19 protein-coding genes are annotated in these 19,846 nt (G+C 42.3%); 11 read left to right on the top strand and 8 right to left on the bottom strand.

The window, feature by feature from the left end:
• The 3 genes from B3Q46_RS15440 to pal all read left to right on the top strand — a co-directional run.
• Nucleotides 1–355: cell envelope integrity protein TolA (locus B3Q46_RS15440; protein ID WP_286716596.1), on the top strand; the 355-nt coding region annotated here is incomplete at its 5' end.
• A gap of 202 nt (nt 356–557) precedes the next feature.
• Nucleotides 558–1,841: a Tol-Pal system beta propeller repeat protein TolB gene (gene tolB, locus B3Q46_RS15435; RefSeq protein WP_004279114.1), complete on the top strand. Its 1,284-nt coding sequence runs from the start codon at nt 558–560 to the stop codon at nt 1,839–1,841.
• Nucleotides 1,842–1,895: 54 nt separating this feature from the next.
• Nucleotides 1,896–2,468 carry a peptidoglycan-associated lipoprotein Pal gene (gene pal, locus B3Q46_RS15430; RefSeq protein ID WP_286716594.1) on the top strand — a complete coding sequence of 191 codons (573 nt, stop codon included), beginning with the start codon at nt 1,896–1,898 and terminating at the stop codon, nt 2,466–2,468.
• A 90-nt stretch (nt 2,469–2,558) separates the two neighbouring features.
• Here pal and B3Q46_RS15425 read toward each other — a convergent pair whose 3' ends face one another.
• Nucleotides 2,559–2,744, bottom strand: a complete 186-nt coding sequence (locus B3Q46_RS15425) for an NF038105 family protein (RefSeq protein WP_004784609.1) — start codon at nt 2,742–2,744, stop codon at nt 2,559–2,561.
• A 183-nt stretch (nt 2,745–2,927) separates the two neighbouring features.
• Here B3Q46_RS15425 and B3Q46_RS15420 point away from each other — a divergent pair, with 183 nt between their 5' ends.
• From B3Q46_RS15420 to B3Q46_RS15400, 5 genes are all read left to right on the top strand, one after another.
• Nucleotides 2,928–3,902 carry a class 1 fructose-bisphosphatase gene (locus tag B3Q46_RS15420; protein WP_005236696.1) on the top strand — a complete coding sequence of 325 codons (975 nt, stop codon included), beginning with the start codon at nt 2,928–2,930 and terminating at the stop codon, nt 3,900–3,902.
• A 49-nt stretch (nt 3,903–3,951) separates the two neighbouring features.
• The gene (locus tag B3Q46_RS15415) at nt 3,952–4,728 is read left to right on the top strand and encodes a TrmH family RNA methyltransferase (RefSeq protein ID WP_004784613.1); all 777 of its coding nucleotides are present in this window, start codon (nt 3,952–3,954) and stop codon (nt 4,726–4,728) included.
• Nucleotides 4,729–4,895: 167 nt separating this feature from the next.
• Nucleotides 4,896–5,510, top strand: a complete 615-nt coding sequence (locus tag B3Q46_RS15410; protein ID WP_004784615.1) for an RNA polymerase sigma factor — start codon at nt 4,896–4,898, stop codon at nt 5,508–5,510.
• Nucleotides 5,507–5,824 (top strand): hypothetical protein, encoded by a 318-nt coding sequence (locus tag B3Q46_RS15405; RefSeq protein WP_004784617.1) that lies wholly within the window; start codon nt 5,507–5,509, stop codon nt 5,822–5,824. The genes B3Q46_RS15410 and B3Q46_RS15405 overlap by 4 nt, the downstream gene beginning before the upstream one ends.
• Nucleotides 5,814–6,221, top strand: coding sequence for a DUF3106 domain-containing protein (locus tag B3Q46_RS15400; protein WP_004784619.1), 408 nt, complete (start codon nt 5,814–5,816; stop codon nt 6,219–6,221). Before B3Q46_RS15405 ends, B3Q46_RS15400 begins: the two co-directional genes overlap by 11 nt.
• A gap of 55 nt (nt 6,222–6,276) precedes the next feature.
• Here B3Q46_RS15400 and B3Q46_RS15395 read toward each other — a convergent pair whose 3' ends face one another.
• From B3Q46_RS15395 to cxpE, 4 genes are all read right to left on the bottom strand, one after another.
• Entirely contained in the window at nt 6,277–8,688 is a 2,412-nt protein-coding gene (locus B3Q46_RS15395; protein ID WP_005236698.1) for a CSLREA domain-containing protein, read from the bottom strand.
• A gap of 9 nt (nt 8,689–8,697) precedes the next feature.
• Nucleotides 8,698–10,497 (bottom strand): rhombotarget A, encoded by a 1,800-nt coding sequence (rbtA, locus tag B3Q46_RS15390; RefSeq protein WP_004784622.1) that lies wholly within the window; start codon nt 10,495–10,497, stop codon nt 8,698–8,700.
• A gap of 121 nt (nt 10,498–10,618) precedes the next feature.
• Nucleotides 10,619–11,323: a DnaA regulatory inactivator Hda gene (gene hda, locus B3Q46_RS15385; RefSeq protein ID WP_004784623.1), complete on the bottom strand. Its 705-nt coding sequence runs from the start codon at nt 11,321–11,323 to the stop codon at nt 10,619–10,621.
• Nucleotides 11,324–11,338: 15 nt separating this feature from the next.
• Entirely contained in the window at nt 11,339–12,559 is a 1,221-nt protein-coding gene (gene cxpE / locus B3Q46_RS15380; RefSeq protein ID WP_004784626.1) for a chloramphenicol efflux transporter CxpE, read from the bottom strand.
• A gap of 135 nt (nt 12,560–12,694) precedes the next feature.
• Here cxpE and purM point away from each other — a divergent pair, with 135 nt between their 5' ends.
• The gene (purM, locus tag B3Q46_RS15375) at nt 12,695–13,765 is read left to right on the top strand and encodes a phosphoribosylformylglycinamidine cyclo-ligase (RefSeq protein WP_286716587.1); all 1,071 of its coding nucleotides are present in this window, start codon (nt 12,695–12,697) and stop codon (nt 13,763–13,765) included.
• 6 nt (nt 13,766–13,771) lie between these two features.
• Nucleotides 13,772–14,401, top strand: a complete 630-nt coding sequence (gene purN / locus B3Q46_RS15370) for a phosphoribosylglycinamide formyltransferase (RefSeq protein ID WP_005236703.1) — start codon at nt 13,772–13,774, stop codon at nt 14,399–14,401.
• Between the two features lie 64 nt (nt 14,402–14,465).
• Here the strand turns inward: purN and B3Q46_RS15365 are convergent, their stop codons facing one another.
• Entirely contained in the window at nt 14,466–15,269 is an 804-nt protein-coding gene (locus B3Q46_RS15365) for an alpha/beta fold hydrolase (protein WP_005236704.1), read from the bottom strand.
• Nucleotides 15,266–16,288, bottom strand: a complete 1,023-nt coding sequence (gene sppA, locus B3Q46_RS15360; RefSeq protein WP_005236706.1) for a signal peptide peptidase SppA — start codon at nt 16,286–16,288, stop codon at nt 15,266–15,268. The genes B3Q46_RS15365 and sppA overlap by 4 nt, the downstream gene beginning before the upstream one ends.
• Nucleotides 16,289–16,415: 127 nt before the next feature.
• Here sppA and B3Q46_RS15355 point away from each other — a divergent pair, with 127 nt between their 5' ends.
• Nucleotides 16,416–17,390 (top strand): lysophospholipid acyltransferase family protein, encoded by a 975-nt coding sequence (locus B3Q46_RS15355; protein ID WP_005236707.1) that lies wholly within the window; start codon nt 16,416–16,418, stop codon nt 17,388–17,390.
• Here B3Q46_RS15355 and B3Q46_RS15350 read toward each other — a convergent pair.
• Complete coding sequence (locus B3Q46_RS15350; protein WP_104425884.1) at nt 17,379–19,841, bottom strand: DNA internalization-related competence protein ComEC/Rec2; 2,463 nt, start codon at nt 19,839–19,841, stop codon at nt 17,379–17,381. The genes B3Q46_RS15355 and B3Q46_RS15350 overlap by 12 nt on opposite strands.
• Nucleotides 19,842–19,846 lie beyond the last annotated feature (5 nt).

Raw genomic sequence — 19,846 nt, 5'->3', positions numbered from 1 at the left:
AAAAGCCAAAGCTGAGGCAGATGCCAAGGCTTCAGCAGCCAAACAGGCCGCTGAAGAAGCTGCTCAGAAAAAAGCGGAATCAAAACGGATTGCGTCTACTGCAAAACGTGATTTCGAAAATAAAATTAAACGTGCTTGGGATACCCCTGTGGGCTCCTCAGGCCAGAAAGCGACTGCTCGGGTCACTTTGAGCGATAGTGGTTCTGTGGTTTCTGTGGTGGTGAGTGCCAGTGATCCAGATATGAAAGCCAGTGTAGAAGCGGCAGTACGTGCTGCTGCACCTTATCCAATGCCTTCAGATCTGGATGCACGCCGTGAAGCACGAAGTTTTACTTCAACCTTTACAGCTCATTAATGAAAAACAGCCATAATAAAGAAAAAGTGTTATGGCTGTTTTTTTGAGTTAAACTTCAATTGAAACAGATTAAATAATAATCACTCTCCATAGTGATATAACAGTTTGATGATAAATTCGTGGTCTATTTCGCATAAATCCATGCGATGATATAGCCCAATCACTTATAAATAACTCCGTTGATTTGAGTAAATAACGAATGATGGAAAAGACACGCAAACACCTACTCTGCCTTGCAATCATGACCACTTTGGGTGCGGTCACTGCGACCCAGTCTCAGGCTCAACTACATCTGGAAATTACCAAAGCTCCTGAAGCTGCTCCTAAAATTGCCATTGTGCCTTTTAGCCAGGATCAGAGTATTTATCCTGTGGTGGAAAATGACCTGAATCGTTCTGGAAAATTTGCCAGTGCCTCGAAGAATTTACCTGCTACAGCACAACTGAATTCGCCAAATGCTGAAGCATGGGCAGCTGCAGGCGTACCTTATGTAGTGACCGGTTCATCCAAGACCAATCCGGATGGTTCTTATAGCATTCAGTATCAATTGTATGATGTCGAAAAACGTCAATATTTACTGAATGAGTTGCTGACTGTTCCTGCATCACGTACCCGTCAGGCAGCCCATATGATCAGTGATGCCATCTATCAGGCATTAACCGGTATTCCGGGAGATTTCACTGGCCGTATTGCTTACGTCTTACGTAATCCGGCAACGCCTGAGCGGCGTTATACCTTGCAGATTGCCGATACGGATGGTGAACAGCCAAAGACCATTTTGACTTCGCGCGATCCAATCCTGTCACCTGCCTGGACACCGGATGCGAAAAAAATTGCATATGTGTCTTTTGAGACCAAACGTCCGGCCATCTATGTACAGGATCTGGCGACTGGTCAACGTGAAAAGCTGGCCAGCTTCCGTGGTTTAAACGGTGCGCCAAGCTTCTCTCCAGATGGCAAGAGCATGCTGTTCACTGCATCTATGCACGGCAACCCGGAAATCTATCAGATGAATCTGGAAACACGCCAGTTAAAACGCATGACTAACGATAGCGCAATTGATACAGAAGCACGTTATGCACCAGATGGAAAATCATTTATCTTTACTTCAGATCGTGGTGGTTCTCCGCAGATTTACCGCTATGATTTCAATAATGAAAGTACTAAACGTCTGACTTTCCGTGGCGCATTTAATGCCCGCGCGACCTTAAGTGCAGATGGTAAGAAACTTGCATTGGTTCATCGTCCAAGTGGCAGTAACTATAAAGTGGCTGTACAAGATATTAGCTCAGGTGTGACCAATATCCTGACGCCAACCAGCCTGGATGAATCACCTAGCTTCTCGCCAAATGGTCAGATGGTGGTCTATGCCACTCGCGAAGGTAACCGTGGATTGTTATCCATTATGTCTCTCGATGGCCGGTTCCGCATGAATTTGCCAAGTGAAACAGGTGAAGTCCGCGAACCTGCTTGGGCACCAAAATAAGATTTTTATATTGATAAACCCTTTACCCCATAATCAAACTTCATGGAGATGAAGATGAACAAAGTAAAATTATTTGCCTTGCCACTTTTAGCAGCAGCTGTTGTCATGACAGGTTGTGCGAGCCGTAAGCCTGCCGCTGAAGTTCAAACGGGCGGTTTAGATACGACCGGTACAACAACTGTGAATACTCAAGGTCTGAGTGAAGATGCAGCACTGAATGCACAAAACATGGCAGGTGCTTCTGCAAAAGGCGTTACTGCAGAAAATAAAGCATTCTTGGCAAAACGCGTGGTGCATTTTGACTATGACAGTACTGAACTCAGCAATGAAGATTTAAATACGCTGCAAGCCCATGCGCAGTTCCTGATGGCAAATGCAAACTCTCGTGTAGCTTTAACAGGTCATACAGATGAACGCGGTACACGTGAATACAACATGGCACTTGGTGAGCGTCGTGCCAAAGCAGTAGAAAGTTTCTTGATCACTTCTGGTGTAAATGCAGGCCAACTTGAAGCAGTGAGCTATGGTAAAGAAATGCCAGTTAATCCTGGTCATGATGAAAGTGCATGGAAAGAAAACCGCCGTGTAGAAATCAACTACGAAGCTGTTCCACCACTACTAAAATAAGTGATCATTTAAATAATGCATCATTAATAAAAAAGCACTCAATTGAGTGCTTTTTTATTAGGAAGATATTTGGAAGATCCAAGAATAAAATTACTCTTTGCCTTCAACTTCTTCGGCAGTTTGCATGGATTCAATCATGTCATGTTTATTGAATTTTTTATATTCAGGTTTTGCTTCGTAATCCTTCCACGCTTCTTTCATCTTGTCTTCAGAAATTTCATCGAGATTAATCGCTTCGCTCGGCGTTGGAGTCGCATCAAACTTTAATGTTGTCATCTCTGTGCTCCTATGATCATTTTTTCCTTTGATTCAACATAGCACTTTCCACAGGAGTTGCAAGGGCAAAATCACAACAAATAATTCAGTTTAATTGTCCTTTTCGAACGTTCTCATCTAAAATATAGCCGTATATCGTTTTGATCTTTTTCCCCCGATTATAAGTCTTGGAGTTTTTCCCTTATGTCATACCGCACCTTATCCCAATTTCTACAACAACAAAGCGGGAACCTCACACCTGAACTTGCTCAAGTAATTGAAACAGTTGGAAATACCTGCAAGCGTATTGACCAACTCCTGCAAAAAGGTGCTCTAGCGGGTGTATTAGGTAGTGCTCAGCATGAAAATGTTCAAGGCGAAGAGCAAAAGAAACTGGATGTGATTTCCAATGATTATCTGATTGATGCATTAAAAGTACATCCACATGTAGGCGGTTTAGCTTCTGAAGAACTGGATGAATTCACTTCAGCTCAGGAAAATGGTCAATATCTAGTATTGTTCGATCCACTTGATGGCTCAAGTAATATTGATATCAACATGTGTGTGGGTACCATTTTTTCGATTCTTCCTGCAAAAAATAGTGTAACCCAGGCAGAAGACTTCATGCAGGCTGGTGTCAATCAGGTTGCTGCTGGTTATGTCCTGTATGGCCCATCAACCATGATGGCACTTACTGTGGGTGCTGGTGTGGTATTCTTCACTTTCGATCCTGAAATTCAAGAGTTTCTGCTGACTTCTGAAGCGATTCAGGTGGCTGCTGATACTAAAGAATATGCAATCAATGCATCGAATCAGCGTCACTGGGAAGCGCCTGTACAGCGTTATATCGATGAATTGCTGGCAGGTAAAACAGGTCCTCGCGCCAAAGATTTCAATATGCGCTGGGTTGCTTGTATGGTCGGCGATATTCACCGTATTCTGTGCCGTAGCGGGATCTTCATGTACCCATACGACTTAAAAGACCCAACTAAAGCAGGTCGTTTACGTTTAATGTATGAAGCCAATCCAATGAGTATGCTAATGGAACAGGCTGGCGGTGCATCAACGACTGGTCGTGTCCGCATTCTTGAAATCGAACCTACAAATCTGCATCAACGTGTTCCTGTCATCATTGGCTCAAAAAATGAAGTTGAGCTTGTGACCAGCTACCACCACTAATTTTTAAACGGCAGTTGATCCTTGATTGACTGCCGTGGACTTTCTTCTTATGCCAACCATCTTCCTTGAATCCAAAGACAATCCTAAAATCAAACACTTACGCGGTTTAATTGAACAGAATTCTTATCGAAAAAAACAAGGACAGACTGTGCTTGAAGGCACGCACCTGTGTCTTGCATGGTTACATGAAAACAAGAAAATCAATTCGATCTTCGCGACTGAACATGCTTTAGAGCATCCTGATTTCGACATTATTTTAAACAAATATACTGGTGTGGTCTTTGTCATTGGTGAATCGCTTTATAAAGACCTGAGTACCTTAGGCACTTCAATTGCCTGTATGGCGATTGTGGATATTCCAAGCTCAAGCCAGGCACTTGATTTTACGGCTGACACCCTGATCCTTGAAAATGTGCAGGATCCCGGCAATGTCGGTACCCTGCTACGTTCAGCAGCGGCTGCCGGTATTGATCAGGTCATTTGTACCAAGGGTTCAGCATCTCTTTGGTCACCACGGGTATTACGTGCAGGTATGGGCGCACATTTTTCTTTGCAAACTTTTGAAAATATTGCACTAGAAGACCTTTTACCGCAATTCAAGATTCCGGTATATGTCACCAGCTCACATCGTTCTAGCAGCCTGTATAGCAAGGACTTGCGTAAAGCCTGCGTCTGGATTCTGGGCAATGAAGGTCAAGGTGTATCTGACTATGCCCTGCAACATGCCGAAGCGGTGACTATTCCACAGCCAGGTGGACAGGAATCCCTGAATGTTGCGATTGCAGGCTCTATCTGTTTCTTTGAGATGGTACGTCAACGTATCTAATACGGTATTTAGGTTACATTGTTTTAATTCCAGTCAGTGTATTTATAAAATAGATTACACTACAAAAATAATAAGTTTTATTGTCAACCAAATCGTTATTCCCAACGTTATATGCACATGAACTTGGGAATAATGGTGGGTATCCAATGACAGGATTTTCCATCTCTATGGATTTAGCACCGAAACCGTTGCAGTCACAAGATGCGAGTATTCTAAAGAGTACGGCTGAGTCTCGCCTGAAAAATTTCATGCAGGACGTGACTGGGCGTGCTTTGGTGATGATGGAAAGTGCGACTCAAGGACAACATGGAATCGCAATGGATCTGGTTCAGGAAGCTTTTATTTCTTTGCATAAATCTTATGCAGAGAAAAGCACTGAAGAGTGGTATCCCCTGTTCTATACGATTCTGAATAACAAATTACAGGATTGGCGTCGTAAAGAAGCACGTCGCAACCAGCCATTTTCCTTTTTCAAAAAAGTCAGCCTCGATGATGACGAAGTTGAATTTGACAATCTGGTAGATGAATCTACGCCCTCACCTTTAGAATTTCTGGATCAGGCAGTAACTGCTGAAGAAATTCAGGAGGCGATTGCCAAATTACCTGTGCGTCAGCAGCAAGCATTTATGCTCAGAGCCTGGGAAGGCTTTGATACTCAAACTACAGCGCAAATTATGAACTGTACAGAAGGCAGTGTGAAAACCCATTATCACCGTGCTATTCAAGGTCTACGTGCCTCTCTAGCACACTTAAATCCATATCTGGGAGGATCATCCGAATGAAGCAAGATGATTTCTTAAAGCAAGTAACTTCCAAACTTGATGGACTGGCACAGCACCACAAAGATAAACCGGTGGTGATGAATCATGTGCTGGAGCATATTCAGGACGCACAACATTCACGCTTTGCATTTCTAAAAATGTCTGGCTTTGCTCTGGCTGCTGCGATTGCTGGCGTGGTAGTGCTACCGAATATTGTCAGCCATAACGAACCTCAGACTCAGGCAGTATCTACCCCCAAACTCTCCCCACAGATGCTTGAAGATCTGGAAATGTTAATGGTTTTAGGTGAGGACAAAGTTCCACATGGCAGCTAAAAGATTAGCAATTGCATTTTGTGCATTCAGCTTCCTGCAAACCAGCTTTGCGGGATTTGAACGTTTTTGGATTTTTTCCAAAGATGCCAATACGCAGGTCAATGAAACCTGGGATACCCTTTCTGACTCCGAACAACTGGCATTAATCAAACGTTATCAGTCCTTAAAAGAAATACCTGAACAGCAACGTATTAATTTACAACAACGCATGGACTGGTTCACTCAGCTTCCTGAAGCTGAAAAGCAGCGTATGCGTGAAACCTGGCAAATGATGAGCAGTCAGGAACGTAAGGAGTTAGGTGCGCGGATGCAAAAAGCAACGCCAGAAGAACGACTGGCGATCCGTGAAGAATACATCCAGAAATACCAGCAACTCACTCAACCTAAAACTCATTGATTTTAGTTAATTAATTAAAAAAGCCTCCATCTGGAGGCTTTTTTTCATACTGCAATTATTTTCTAACTCGGCGATATCCTGCCAGACCTAATAATCCGAACAATCCCCAAATTCCAAATGAACCACCACCACTTGATGATGTATTGGTATTTTTAGCCGTATTTTTTAAGTTAATTCTAGCTGTATCTGACATCAACTCATCCGCATCAAAAACATGATACTGCATATCATAATCTGACTGACTAAAAGTATTTTTCACACTAAAGGTTAATTTTCCACCATAACAGGTTTCTCCTGCAAAATTCCCTGGGCATGGTCCTTCTCGCTCTGCAGAAAGGTTTACTCCAGCAGGAAGCTTGACAATACGAATTGGAATCTCACGACCATCTTTATCACGATAGAAAGCAGCCTTGCCATTCATCCGTGGACCATCACCGTCATCGCTGTCATTCTCTAAGGGATTCACAGTTACGGTCAGATTGTTTTCTGCGCTAATTCTATATTCGTCATTTTTTACAATCGGTTTAATATTTACAAATGCGCCCTGCAAAATACCTGTACTGCTGGCACCTGTCTGCTTGTCTTTAATTGTATAACGGCAATACTCCGTATCCGAGAGACTGGTTACTTTGCCATCAGTACGATACATCATGATACGGTTTAAATCAGGCTTCCATTCACATTTTAAATTTGGGTCATTAGGCGCACCTTGAACAATTAATGAACTGCCTGATCCAGATAAAGACCCTACACCTAAAGATTGCACTGTAATTTCATAATTTTGTGAATTTAATGCTTTAGCTTGTACTTGAGTATTATTTAAAGTTTCTTGAGGCATGACCAAACTAAATGGATTAACGTATATGGCACGATATTTCTGGTATTGCTTGGTATATTTTAAAAGATCCTCATATTCTTTTAGCTCTTCCTTTAAGCCCTGTATTTCTTCAGTTTTTGTATTCTTATCTGCCAGAATAGAATTAATATCATCAATATTATCCTGATAATAATCCAGCAACTCTGTTAAAGAACTATTTTTTAGACCAGAAATATCTGCTGCAGTTAAGTTCCGGATTTCGATCGACCCAATTTCACAAGAATTTTTTGCATCCGGATTAAATAACAATGTTGCCTTAGTTAACCGCTCAATTCCACGCTGATCAATTTCTTCACAACTTTCTGTACCAATATTGACCAGATCTGTATTCGATTGTCGATCAATAGGATAATACATCCCTAAATAACGGTTATTTACAGAAGGTTCGATATAAGCAGTTAACAGATCAGTGATCTGATTACTGGATACATCAATATTCGTTGAAACACTATTTTCTGCCAATTCAGGTAACACACAGCGCGAGGAACCACTTGTATGGATCGCATTATAAGCAGTAAATAAATCTACATCCTGTTCTTTACTTGGGTTTCCACCATTCAAGGCATATTCACAAGACAAGCCCTGGTTAAAGGCCAACACGTTATAAGCCAGACTCGAATTACCAGTATTGTCATAAAAGATGGTAGAGCGAGCAGTATTTTCGACAATCGTGTTATTAATGGCACTAAAAGTGAAGAAAGAACTTAATGGACGGCTGATTTCATTGGCCATTCGGAAAATATGACCTGTGGCACTGGTCGTATTTTTTGCAATTGTAGAGTTACTAATATCAGCTTTGGCATAACCACAAAAGTCCAGAATACTGGCCGTATCAGTAGAACCATTTTTGACAATGCTGCTTGCACTAATTTCTAGCTTGGTCTCTGTACTGCCCAAATTCCCCACACAATCCATGGCCAAAACACTGCCATATGTAGCTGCTTTATTCTGATGAATTAAGGAATCCTGAATCCTGATAATTTTTTCATTATTCATTGCCACTGCATAAATTGCTCCCCCTTCTGCAGCCGCTCGTGAATTTACAATTTCACTATTCACGAGGCTTAGAGGACCGGCGACATAAAATGTTCCACCATTACCTTTATCCAGACTAGTTTTTGCAGCATAACCATCTTTCAGGATGATACCATTTACCACCATGCTGGCTTGGCTAGCGACCGTATTAAATAAGCGGGTTTTCCCTTGGCCTGAAATGGTGGTTGTTAAAGCCTCACGTATTGGATATAAAAAGGTAATAGGACTTCTTTGAGTATAATTGAAGGGTGATTTTCCCAAAATATTGACATGGGATTCAACAATAATTTCACTATTGAGTTTGTATTCCCCAGCTTCGAGTTGGATGACATCTGGAGCGGAACCGTCATTACGCAATGTACGGCCAACATTACACCCTCCATAGGATTTATCCAGCTTGGCCGTCTTAATAGCTTCACGCAGGGAACACGCACTGGTATTTTCCCCATCCTCGTCAGCAAATGTAGTGACATATATGGTTTTATCTTCGGCTGCCATTAAACTCATGGCAGATAAAATCATGGCTGCAAGCAGTCCTTTTTTATAATTTTTCATGATTTTTCCTTAATCTTTTAATCTGCGACGTAGGCCGATCAACCCTATCAAGCCCATTAAGCCAGCGATTCCCCATGCCCCACCAGAGGTTTTCACAGACTTGTCTTTCATTTCATTTTTGGGTTCCTGTACAATCTGGGTACTTAAAACCAGATACGGTTTAGACTTATTAAATCGTGTAGATGAAGTAACTACCTGAATTTCAAAAATGTCAGCACCATGCCATTGTGAATCTGGGGTATAAACCACATTCCCATCAATATCAATGACTGTTTTGCCCTTGGAAACAGTTTTGGTTTGGATAACCTGTAAGCAGCCATCTTGCCAAGGCTCACCCTTTGGATTCTCTCCAATAATATTATTGCATTGTTCTTTAGGGATTAAATCACTATCTCCTAAAGCAGATTCAATTGAAAACTTTGCAGTCTCTCCTTTTAGAAGATCCTGTCCAACCAGACTGGTAGATGTTGGAACTGTAATTTCAATCGCACCACGATCACAAAATAAGTTATCCAGTAAACGGTCTACACCGCGTTGGTCTGCCGCCTCACAGCTTACTGAAGGATTGCTGCTATTGTAGCTAGTCCCTCTATTTACAATCGGTGAATCACTGACCTGATTATAATTCAACAGGATACGAGGACGTAGATAGCCCAAGAACTGATCTTTAGGAACGCTATAAGGACATAGAATAGCATCATTATTTTGTTTTAAATTTAGACAGACACCTTCACTTTGATCTGAAGCCTCTGCAAACAAGCGAGTACCTGTCCAGATCTGGTTTGGATACGCAGCATCACCTGTACCACAAGATGCTGTCACTAGATTATTGTGAATCGTACTTTTATCCGTAGTTTCAATCTGACAATCCTGCGTACCATTTCTTAAAATAATACTATTCGCCACATAGGCTTTACCATTCGGGGCATTCATACGTAGTGCTGTACCCGTATTATCCACTATTGTCAGGTTATTGATTCCCACCCCATCAATCACATTGATCAGTGCTCCCTTATTTTTTAACAGGGTACTGCTTAGGACTTCAGCATTAATGGATTGAATATCGGCAGGATTATCGACTTGGCCCGCTGTATAAATATTGCTAGTATTATTATTAAGCGTCTGGTTATTCTTTAAAACGCTTTGATAGACCAGAAAGTATGGAAGCTGGCTATAGAGTATGCCACCCTGTTGCGCCTGATTATTTTCAATCAGGCTGGTTTTTATTTCGGCAAAAGCAATCAGATTCTGGCCAAATTTCCCCACATTATAAATGGCACCACCTTGACTCGCAGCCCCCTTGTATAAGCGGCTGTAATCAATTATCAATTTACCTTTATTATGAATTAGGCCACCTTGTTCGGCACAGCTGCTTTTACCGCAACCTTCAAGGTCGAGTTCTTTTAAATTGACTTGAATCAACTCTTCATCATTGCTAATACGAAAGAGATTATCTGTCCCTTTCATTTGAATATGAGCGTTATATAACCCCATTACCTTATCGGTACTACTAAATTCACCATCTACTTCTGCAATAGATTTAATCGTTACTGATTTCTTGATCGGGATATGCTTATTCAGTACATAGGTCGTTTTTTCTTTTAAGATAATGGTGCCAATAGCATTTTCGCCACCACAGCCCATATAACCTTCTTTAGCCAGGCCACGATTCACATATTCAACAGCTTCTCGAAGTGAACATTCCTTGTCATCTTTTTCAATGTCTTCTGTGGTAGTTACAATAATTTCTGCACTATATGCCTGCCCCGCCATACATAGCAAAGCCATGCCTATGCTCTTCTTGAGCATACCCTTCTCCTTAATTTTTTATTTCTTTCTTTTTCTTCTAAAGTTGCATCTTCCTTGCAACAGCGAATTATTTTGCCTTACTTTCGCATAGACTGAGTAATTACTCAAGATGTTTTATAATTTAACGATATTCATCAATTAATGCATAAATCTGCCGCAGGTTAGCATTGCTGACTTTCAGCTTTTCGCCTTTAAGTAATTGAATAATCTGTTCTAATGTTTGCAAAAGTACGGAAGTTTGATGTGGTCCGTGATTCAGCAAATAATCAAAAATCTGTGGGTCAAGATGAATACCACGTCGGTCCAATACCGAGGATACCAAGGCAAATCGGTCAGCATAAAGACTGCCATTTGGGACACGAACACTGACTGCCTGCGTGAGTCGGGACTGCAAATCAGGCAATTCAAGTTTTAATTCAATGGGCGCAAAACGGGAAGAAAATACCAACTGACCACCGCCTTCATCATTATAATTAATCAAGTGAAAAACGGCGCGTTGCCAGTGTGGAACCCCACTAATGGCTTCAATATCATCCAGTGCGATCAAGTCAAACTGGTCCAGTGAAGTAATCGCTTCAGTGGGTGCATCCAGAAGTTCCAGCAAAGACACCTGTATAGCGGTTTTGCCGATTTCCAGATAAGAATCACAAATGGCAGAGAGTAAGTGACTTTTCCCTGTTCCAGCTCCACCATACACATAAAAGCGGCTGATTAGGCCTGCATGCAGCTGTCGGACTGCGTCAATTACATGACCCCATCCCGGGCCCGAAAAATCACTAATTCGGGCATCGAGTTGAGGTTCTATATCTAGCTGCAATTGACGCATATGATTCTGATGGCCTTATGAGTCTTTATGAAGAGGTACATCCATCTTACTTGATTTCTCTCCCTCTTGCAGTGGTTTTGCTTCTGACTTTTTCATTTCAATATCAACATCTAAGTCTGAAGTTTCTACGCTTATGGAACCTGTAGCCGGATCATTCATAACGACTGCCTGATTGCCATAAAATGATGTGCATTCATAATATTCACGTGCATGTCTCAGCAGAACCACAATTACCGCTGCAACTGGTAGAGCAATCAGCATTCCCAGGAAGCCAGCCAGTTGTGCGCCCGCCAATACCGCAAAAACCACAGCAACTGGAGATAAACCTATTTTATCGCCGAGCAGGAATGGCTGTAATACATAGCCTTCTACTGCCTGACCGACCATAAATACGATACCCACCAGAACCAGTTGCCACCAGTCAATCCCGAATTGCAGAAAGGTCGCAATGACAGCTGCAATAATCCCGACCGCAAATCCCAGATAAGGAATAATACTGGCCAGACCTGCCACCATGCCAATAATCAGACCAACTTCAAGACCAATCAATTGCAAACCAATCGCATAAACGATCCCCAGCAGAATCATTACCAGAAATTGTCCTTTCACAAAGGCCCCAAGTACACTGTGACATTCACCGACGATTCTTAATGTACTTTGTTCATAAGGACGTGGAATCAGGCGACGTAAGCTTTCCAGCATACGATCCCAATCCAGCAGGAAATAGAATGCAATAATTGGAATCAGGACAATCGTACCGCCAATCTGCAGAAAGTTAATTCCAGATTGTGCAAGGCGTAGCAGGAAGGCCTGAATGCTGTCGGCACTATAATTGGTTTGCACATAGTCCATGACCACATCAGAAATCTGTGTGGTATCAATTTCCATTTCAACGACATTGAAGGTATTCGACAGCCACGGCAAAAAGGTTGAATTAATCCAGCCAATGACCGCAGGTATATTGTCACGCGCATAAATCAGCTGCTGCCAGATCAGCGGGACCAGATACCAGATCGCCAGAATCATAACGATCCCGATTCCAGTAAAAACGATACTAATAGAGAGCCAACGTGGCAGACCGATATCGTGCAGTTTATCTACCAGCGGGCTGAACAGATAAGCCATTAAAAACGCTGCAACAAATGGAATTACAACGGGTTTTAGTAAATATAGAATCCACAACAACAAAGCTATCCCAGCTAGGATAAACACGCGACGCAATGTGCGATCTACCATAAAGTTTCGCCTTCTCTCTATTAATCGTTATAAAAAGTAAAATATTTTAATAAAGATAGCATTTTAGGGCATAAATACCATAAGAGTTTTGCATATTCAGGTTATAATCCCCCGCGCGAATGCGGAGACTTCATTATGAGCAACTCAACTTCTACCCCAAACACTGGTTTAAGCTACAAAGATGCAGGTGTCGATATTGAAGCGGGAGACGCGTTAGTCGACCGAATCAAGTCCGTCGCTAAGCGTACTAAACGTCCTGAAGTAATGGGCGGATTAGGCGGTTTCGGCGCCCTTTGTAAAATCCCTAAAGGTTATGAAGAACCTGTTCTCGTATCAGGCACAGATGGTGTTGGTACAAAATTACGTCTGGCACTGAATTTGAACCGTCATGACACCATTGGTCAAGATCTGGTTGCAATGTGTGTGAACGACCTTCTCGTTTGTGGTGCTGAACCACTCTTCTTCCTGGACTATTATGCGACTGGTCACCTAAATGTGGACGTGGCTGCAAATGTCGTAACAGGAATCGGTGCTGGCTGTGAACTTGCTGGCTGTGCACTGGTTGGTGGTGAAACTGCTGAAATGCCAGGCATGTACGAAGGTGAAGATTACGATCTTGCAGGCTTCTGTGTCGGTGTAGTTGAGCAAAGCAAAATTATTGATGGCTCTAAAGTAAAAGCGGGTGATGTACTCATTGGTGTTGCATCTTCGGGTGCACATTCAAACGGTTATTCTTTGCTTCGTAAAATTCTTGAAGTTAAAAATGTTGACCTGAATCAAATCGTTGATGGTCGTCCACTTGCTGATGTTGCAATGGAGCCAACACGCATTTATGTAAAATCGATTCTTGAACTGCTAAAACAGGTTGATGTACATGCAATGGCACACATCACTGGTGGCGGTTTACCAGGCAACCTGCCTCGCGTATTACCAAACGGTGCTCAAGCAGTCGTAAATGAATCTTCTTGGGAGTGGCCTGAGCTGTTCAAACTTCTTCAAAGTGAAGGCGGTGTAGAGCAGTTCGAAATGTATCGTACCTTTAACTGTGGCATAGGTATGGTTCTTGTTGTTGATGCAGCAGAAGCAGACAAAACTGTAGAGTTACTCAACGGTTTGGGCGAGAAAGCATGGGCAATGGGTCACATTGCAGATAATGCCGAGTCTGTAGAAGGCACTGACGAAAAAATCCGTGTGATCTTCGCGTAATTTCGCATGATTAAAATTGCTGTACTTGTTTCAGGCAGTGGATCGAACCTGCAAGCCCTGATTGATGCCAATCTGTCAGGAGAAATTGTCGGGGTGCTTTCCAACAAGCCTGAAGCATTTGCTTTAGAGCGCGCTCATAAAGCAGGAATTCCGACTGCAGTCATTGAACATAAGCAGTATCCAAGCCGGGAAGCTTTTGATGATGTCATGCATCAGCAGCTTCTGGACTGGAATGTTGATCTAGTGGTACTTGCGGGCTTTATGCGAATTTTAAGTGAAAAATTTGTGAAAGCCTGGGAAGGGAAAATGCTGAATATTCACCCTTCCCTTTTGCCATATTACAAAGGCATGCATACCCATCAGCGCGTCCTGAATACCGGTGATGTTCTGCATGGTTGTACAGTGCATTATGTCACTCCCGAACTGGATGCTGGGCAAGCCTTAGCACAGGGTGTGTTAATAATATCGCATCAAGATACGACTCACACTTTAGCTCAGCGTGTACATGTACTGGAACATCTGATTTACCCACAAGTGGTAGAATGGATCTGTAATGGGACAATTCAGCATACTGAACAAGGTGTGTTGTACCGTAATGCAAAAATGCAGGAACCCGTTCAATTCTGCAAATTCTAAAAGTCCAAATATAAAAAAACGCATCCTCGGATGCGTTTTTTTATTTCTTTAGATGAGATGAACTTTAAGCAGACTGTTGCTGAATCAGTTGTTTGACCAGACTTGCGACTTGCTCAGGCTGCTCCAATGGGAACATATGCCCACCATCTACCACTGTAAATGGAATGCCAAATTTCTTTTGCACTTGCTGCGGAAATCTGCGCGCCAAAAATGGACCTTTCTTGGCAACCACCAGATGCACTGGTACTTTTGGTTTAGCCTGAGGTAACCACCATAGCGATGGATTAGTTCTAAAGATATTTACTTCATCCATTTTAGGAATGGTGAGTTCAACTCCACCTCGAACCGGATCATCCTTTAAGGCATAGTCAATATAAGCCTGGAAGCAATCTGCATCAAAATCCTGATAAAAGCCTTTTGGACGTAACAGTTCAGCTGCCTGTTCCCGAGACTCCCAATGATCACGACGGCGTTTCGACAAACCTGCAGGTGACATCTGGTCCAGTGCTTTTAAGCGGAAAGTTTTTGCAATATGCAACGCCAAGGCTTCTTTACCCATGATCATCGGTGGATCAAGCATAATCATTTGCGAAAAAAGTTCCGGACGCTGTAAGGAGGCCTGAAAACTCAGGACTGAACCTAATGAATGCCCCAAACCAATCACTGGACGTCCATGAGACTGACGTACAATACTGTCAATCACCTGCTGAGTCAGACTTTTCCAGTGATTATCAATCGGATAACGCTTATCAGGCCCTAATGGCGGCACATAGATAATATCGTAATCATCTTGCAGTCCTTCAAACAGCTTTTGATAGACTTTAGATGGCACACCATTGGCGTGCGCAAAATGAATCAATGGTTTCATTGTAATGTCGTTTTATTTTCTGACTGAAGTTTCTGTGACACTGAAGTTGCAATTCCTTCACCAATCGATGAGCCCATACGACCCAGTACTGACTCAAATGGGCTATATTCAATGGTGTAGTTAAGTGCTTTTTCAGTTTTTAGTTCGCGCTTCAAAGTATTTAAACTGCCAATACGGTCTGCAATACCCAATTTTACCGCCTGTTCACCAGTCCAGAACAGACCTGAGAAAATAGCAGGATCAGTCGATTTTAATTTCGCTCCACGCCCCTGCTTTACAGCATTAATAAAGTGACCATGCACATTATCCAGTACGCCTTGTACATGCGCTTTTTGCGCAGGATCAACCGGCTGTGTCATTGACAGTAAAGCTTTATTTTCACCTGAAGTCATGGTGCGGTCTTCAACTCCAAGTTTTTGCAGCAGGTTATTCACACCATAGTTCGGCATGATCACACCAATTGAACCGACCAGACTCGATGGATTGACAATGATTTCATCTGCAGCAGATGCAATATAGTAAGCACCAGAAGCTCCGGTATCACCAATTACGGCATAGAGTTTTTTCTCAGGATACTGTTTTTTCAGATACTGGATTTCCTGCCAGATTTCATCTGACTGGACTGGTGAACCACCCGGTGAATTAATATTTAGAACAACAGCCTTACTCTGCTTGTTTTCAAAGGCTTTTTTGAGTGATTTGATGGTATTGCTACTGTTTACGCTTTGCTTGTCTGCGGCAATCGTACCAATAATATCAACCACAGCAATGTGTGCACCTGCGCCTGCACTCGGATCAGAAGCACTCATGCTACAGCCTTTACCCAGCGCAAGAATGACAACCAGCAGATAAGCAAAGGTTAAAAATTTAAAGAAGATCCCCCAGCGACGTGCCCGTCGTTGCTCTTCTACTGAAGCTAAAACTGCTTTTTCCAGCAGTTTCCATTCGGGGCCAGTCGGTTGAACTGGTTGTTGCGTATTTTGTATTTGATTTTCAGGTTTTGGTGGCCAATCGGACATAAATAATCCAATAAATTAATTTATATTGAACCCATTATATACACCGAAAAGGGTAATTCTGTCTAAAGAAACCGTTTTCGCCTATAATAAATGCTATTCTTTTTTATTTTATCAATATTACAACTCAATGACTGAACGCAGCTCAAAGAATTCAGCTTACGGTTTACTCAAATATATTAGCCGCCAACCGCTTTCAGTTTCCCGATGGATTGCGCGGATTCTTGCCTTAATCGTTAATATTTTTAAGGTTTCTAAAACTTCTGATGTAATTCGCCTGAACCTTGAGATCAGTTTGTCTGAACTGTCGAACCAGGAAAGAGAACGGATTACCCGTGCTGCGATTCGCAATGAACTGATGTCTTATTTTGAATTTTTTAGTATTTGGGGTTCGAGTAATCAGAAAAATATTGAGAGAGTGCATAAAGTTATAGGCGAAGATTTACTACATGAAGCCTTAGCACAAAATAAAGGTCTGGTATTGATTGTGCCGCACTTTGGCACTTGGGAAATCATGAATGCCTATATTGCACAATTCACTTCAATGACCATCATGTATAAGCCTGTAAAAAATCAGGCAGCGGATCAGTTTGTACGTGCAGCTCGTAGCCGCGAACAGGCCAATCTGGTGCCGACAGATGAGTCTGGTGTACGACAGATTTTCAAGGCATTGAAGCAAGGTGGCACTACTGTCATTCTGCCGGATCATACACCCAACGTTGGCGGTGAATATATTCCTTACTTTGGTGTTCCTCTAGCTACCAGTAATCTGAGCGCCAAGCTAATCCAGAAAACTAAAGCTCGTGCCCTGTTCCTTTATGCCCTGCGTAATGAGGATGCTGGCTTTGATATTCATATCGAAGCCATAGATGAAGAAATTTATCAGGGAGATGCTAATCAGGGTACAGGCATCATCATCAACACGATTGAAAACCTAATTCAGCGTCATCCTGAACATTACCACTGGAGCTATAAACGCTTTAGAGCTCACGAAGATCTGGGAAATATTTATAAGCTTGATCATGACCAAGCTTTGTCCAAAGTGAACCAGTTAAGAACTTCTAATCCGGCTCCTGTTAAACTATCTGTAGAATCAGTCAGTTAGATTTTGTTTTTGTAACCATTTCCAGCGACTTCTTTCAGTTTCTAGAATGATTTGAGTTCCTTGCTGAGAGAAATGCAAACTACCATGCTCGGCTGTAGTCAATAAAGGAATATCCAATTCTTTGAGACGCTGTTGAGTCAACTGACTTGGATGACCATAACGGTTAAATCTTCCTGCAGACGCAATCGCCAGTTTAGGACGATAATGCTGCAAGAATTGATAAGCTGAACTGTGCTGACTGCCATGATGGCCTAATACCAAAACATCCACTTTTAAATCTGGATAGTCTTTGAGTAACTGATATTCAGTCTGCCAACCTGCATCTCCCATTAGCAGAAAACTTTGATAAGGCCAGGCATTTTTGAGCTGCAAATAGACCACACAAGACAGGTCATTTTTATTGAAATTAGCGGTATTTAATTGTTCTAGTTTTGGTGCAATGACCCTAATCTGCAGATCATTCTGCCATTGCCACTGCTGTCCCTGATAACATAATTGAAAGTTTGAAGCGGTTGCAGTGTCGGTCACTTCATTGGCATAGATATTCTGAATCTTGAGCTGGTCTTTAATGCTGTGATAAGCACCACTATGGTCCTGATCCAGATGCGTTAAAATTAGTTGATCCAGTTGAGAAACACCCTGTACCGACAGAAATGGCATGATTACCTGCTTTCCAATACTAAATTTTTCCTCATCATAATAACCGCCCATATCGATCATCATGTTATGGATTTCATGACGAAGGAATATCGCCTGTCCTTGACCGACGTCCAGCACTGAAAGCTGAAATGGTGGATGATAGAATTGAGGAATACAAATTGGTACCGCCGCGACAGCTATCCAGGATTTTGGTAATACTCCACGTGGTAAGCATAAAATCAGCAAAGACAGGATGCATAGACCAATCATCCAGAGATTCATCGCAACTGGTATTAACTGCGGTTTAAACCAGTGATCCAGCAGATTTAAGAAGCCCAATAGGATATTCAGCAACAGATCATTAAGCTGAAAAAGCATGCTTGACACCGGTTCAGCGATAAAAAATATCATCGCTGCCAGAATATCGGCCGGTACAATCAGCAGACCGATCCAAGGGATTGCGACCAGATTGCTGAACGGCGTGATCCAAGCAATCTGCTTAAAAAACAGCATCATTAAAGGAAATAAAGCGAGAAAGATTTTCCACTGTGATTCCACCAGCACTTTAGCTGCAAAATACAGTTTTTGTATTGCTGTCTGATTTTGCTCGGATGGTCGCTGTTGAATGGTCTGATAAATTCTGAGCAATACAAAACAAGCCCCATAGGACAGCCAGAAAGCCGCGGACAAGATACTAAAGGGATCAATGAATAACAGTAAGGCAGCGCTCAGAATCAGAAGTTTTAAAGCCTGCAGATTTTGTCGGAGCAGCATGAGAAGAACGCCAATCATACAGATCAGCAGAGTGCGGATTGCCGGGATTTCAAAACCCACAAAGGCACAGTACAGCACCACACAAAACAGAAAAGGCAAAGCCAGAAAATACTGGCGTGGCCATCTTAGATAAAGCTGAGGCATACTTCGAGCAATGAATAATCGAAGTACGGAGCAGACCATCAGGGCAAAGATCAGCACATGTGGGCCAGAAATCGCGAGTAAGTGACTCATCCCCATACGTCGAAATTGCTGCTCAGTTGCAGGATTTAAAAGGCTTTCATCTCCGGTGAGCAAAGCCAGAAGCAGACCTTTATTTTGTACAGGTTGCTTTGCTATGAACTCTCTTAATTGCAGCCGTTTTTGTTCTACCCAAAGTAGAAATTGCTGAGTTAAAGCTCTTTGCTCTCGAATATACTGACTATGCCCCAGTGTAGAAACAGTAGCTGAATCAAGTTGCTCTATCTGCTTGATCCGGAAACCGGCCATCACATTCTGTTGCAGTGCCCATTTTTCAGCATCAAAAGCACCGGGCGTTGCATAACTGTGATTAGGACGTACCTGACCTTGCAGCCGGTAATACTGACCCAGTTCAAGCGTATTTAAATTTTCATGATTCGCTGATAGTTGTGAAGTATTGAGAGGATTTACAGATAGAAAACCCATCCAGGTCACGGTGCGTCCATCGAGGTTTAATACTTCCAAAGGCTGCTGTATAGATTGATCACCGAGTTTATTCAAGCGTTTAACATAAACGATAATGTCTTTTTGCTGTACTTCATGCTCAACATTTAATAGCCGTTGGCTGAGCTGTTGATTGGCATAACCATGTCCCAAAAATATCCCGATTAGAATGCAGGTGCCTACCAGCAATCCTTTATGTAAGGGCTTTTTCAGAATCGCATTACATTTAAAACCACACAGATAGCAAAGTACTGTGAGAAATATGACTGTTATTGGATTTAAATGAATATTGAGGAAATTTTTTCCCATACAGGCCAGACCTAAAATCCAGCCCAGACACAGCCATTGCAACATGAAAA

Origin of the sequence: Acinetobacter sp. UBA2581 (assembly GCF_002339435.1) — a bacterium.
GTDB classification, from domain to species: Bacteria; Pseudomonadota; Gammaproteobacteria; order Pseudomonadales; family Moraxellaceae; genus Acinetobacter; species Acinetobacter variabilis.
This window is presented reverse-complemented; position numbering and strand designations above follow the sequence as displayed.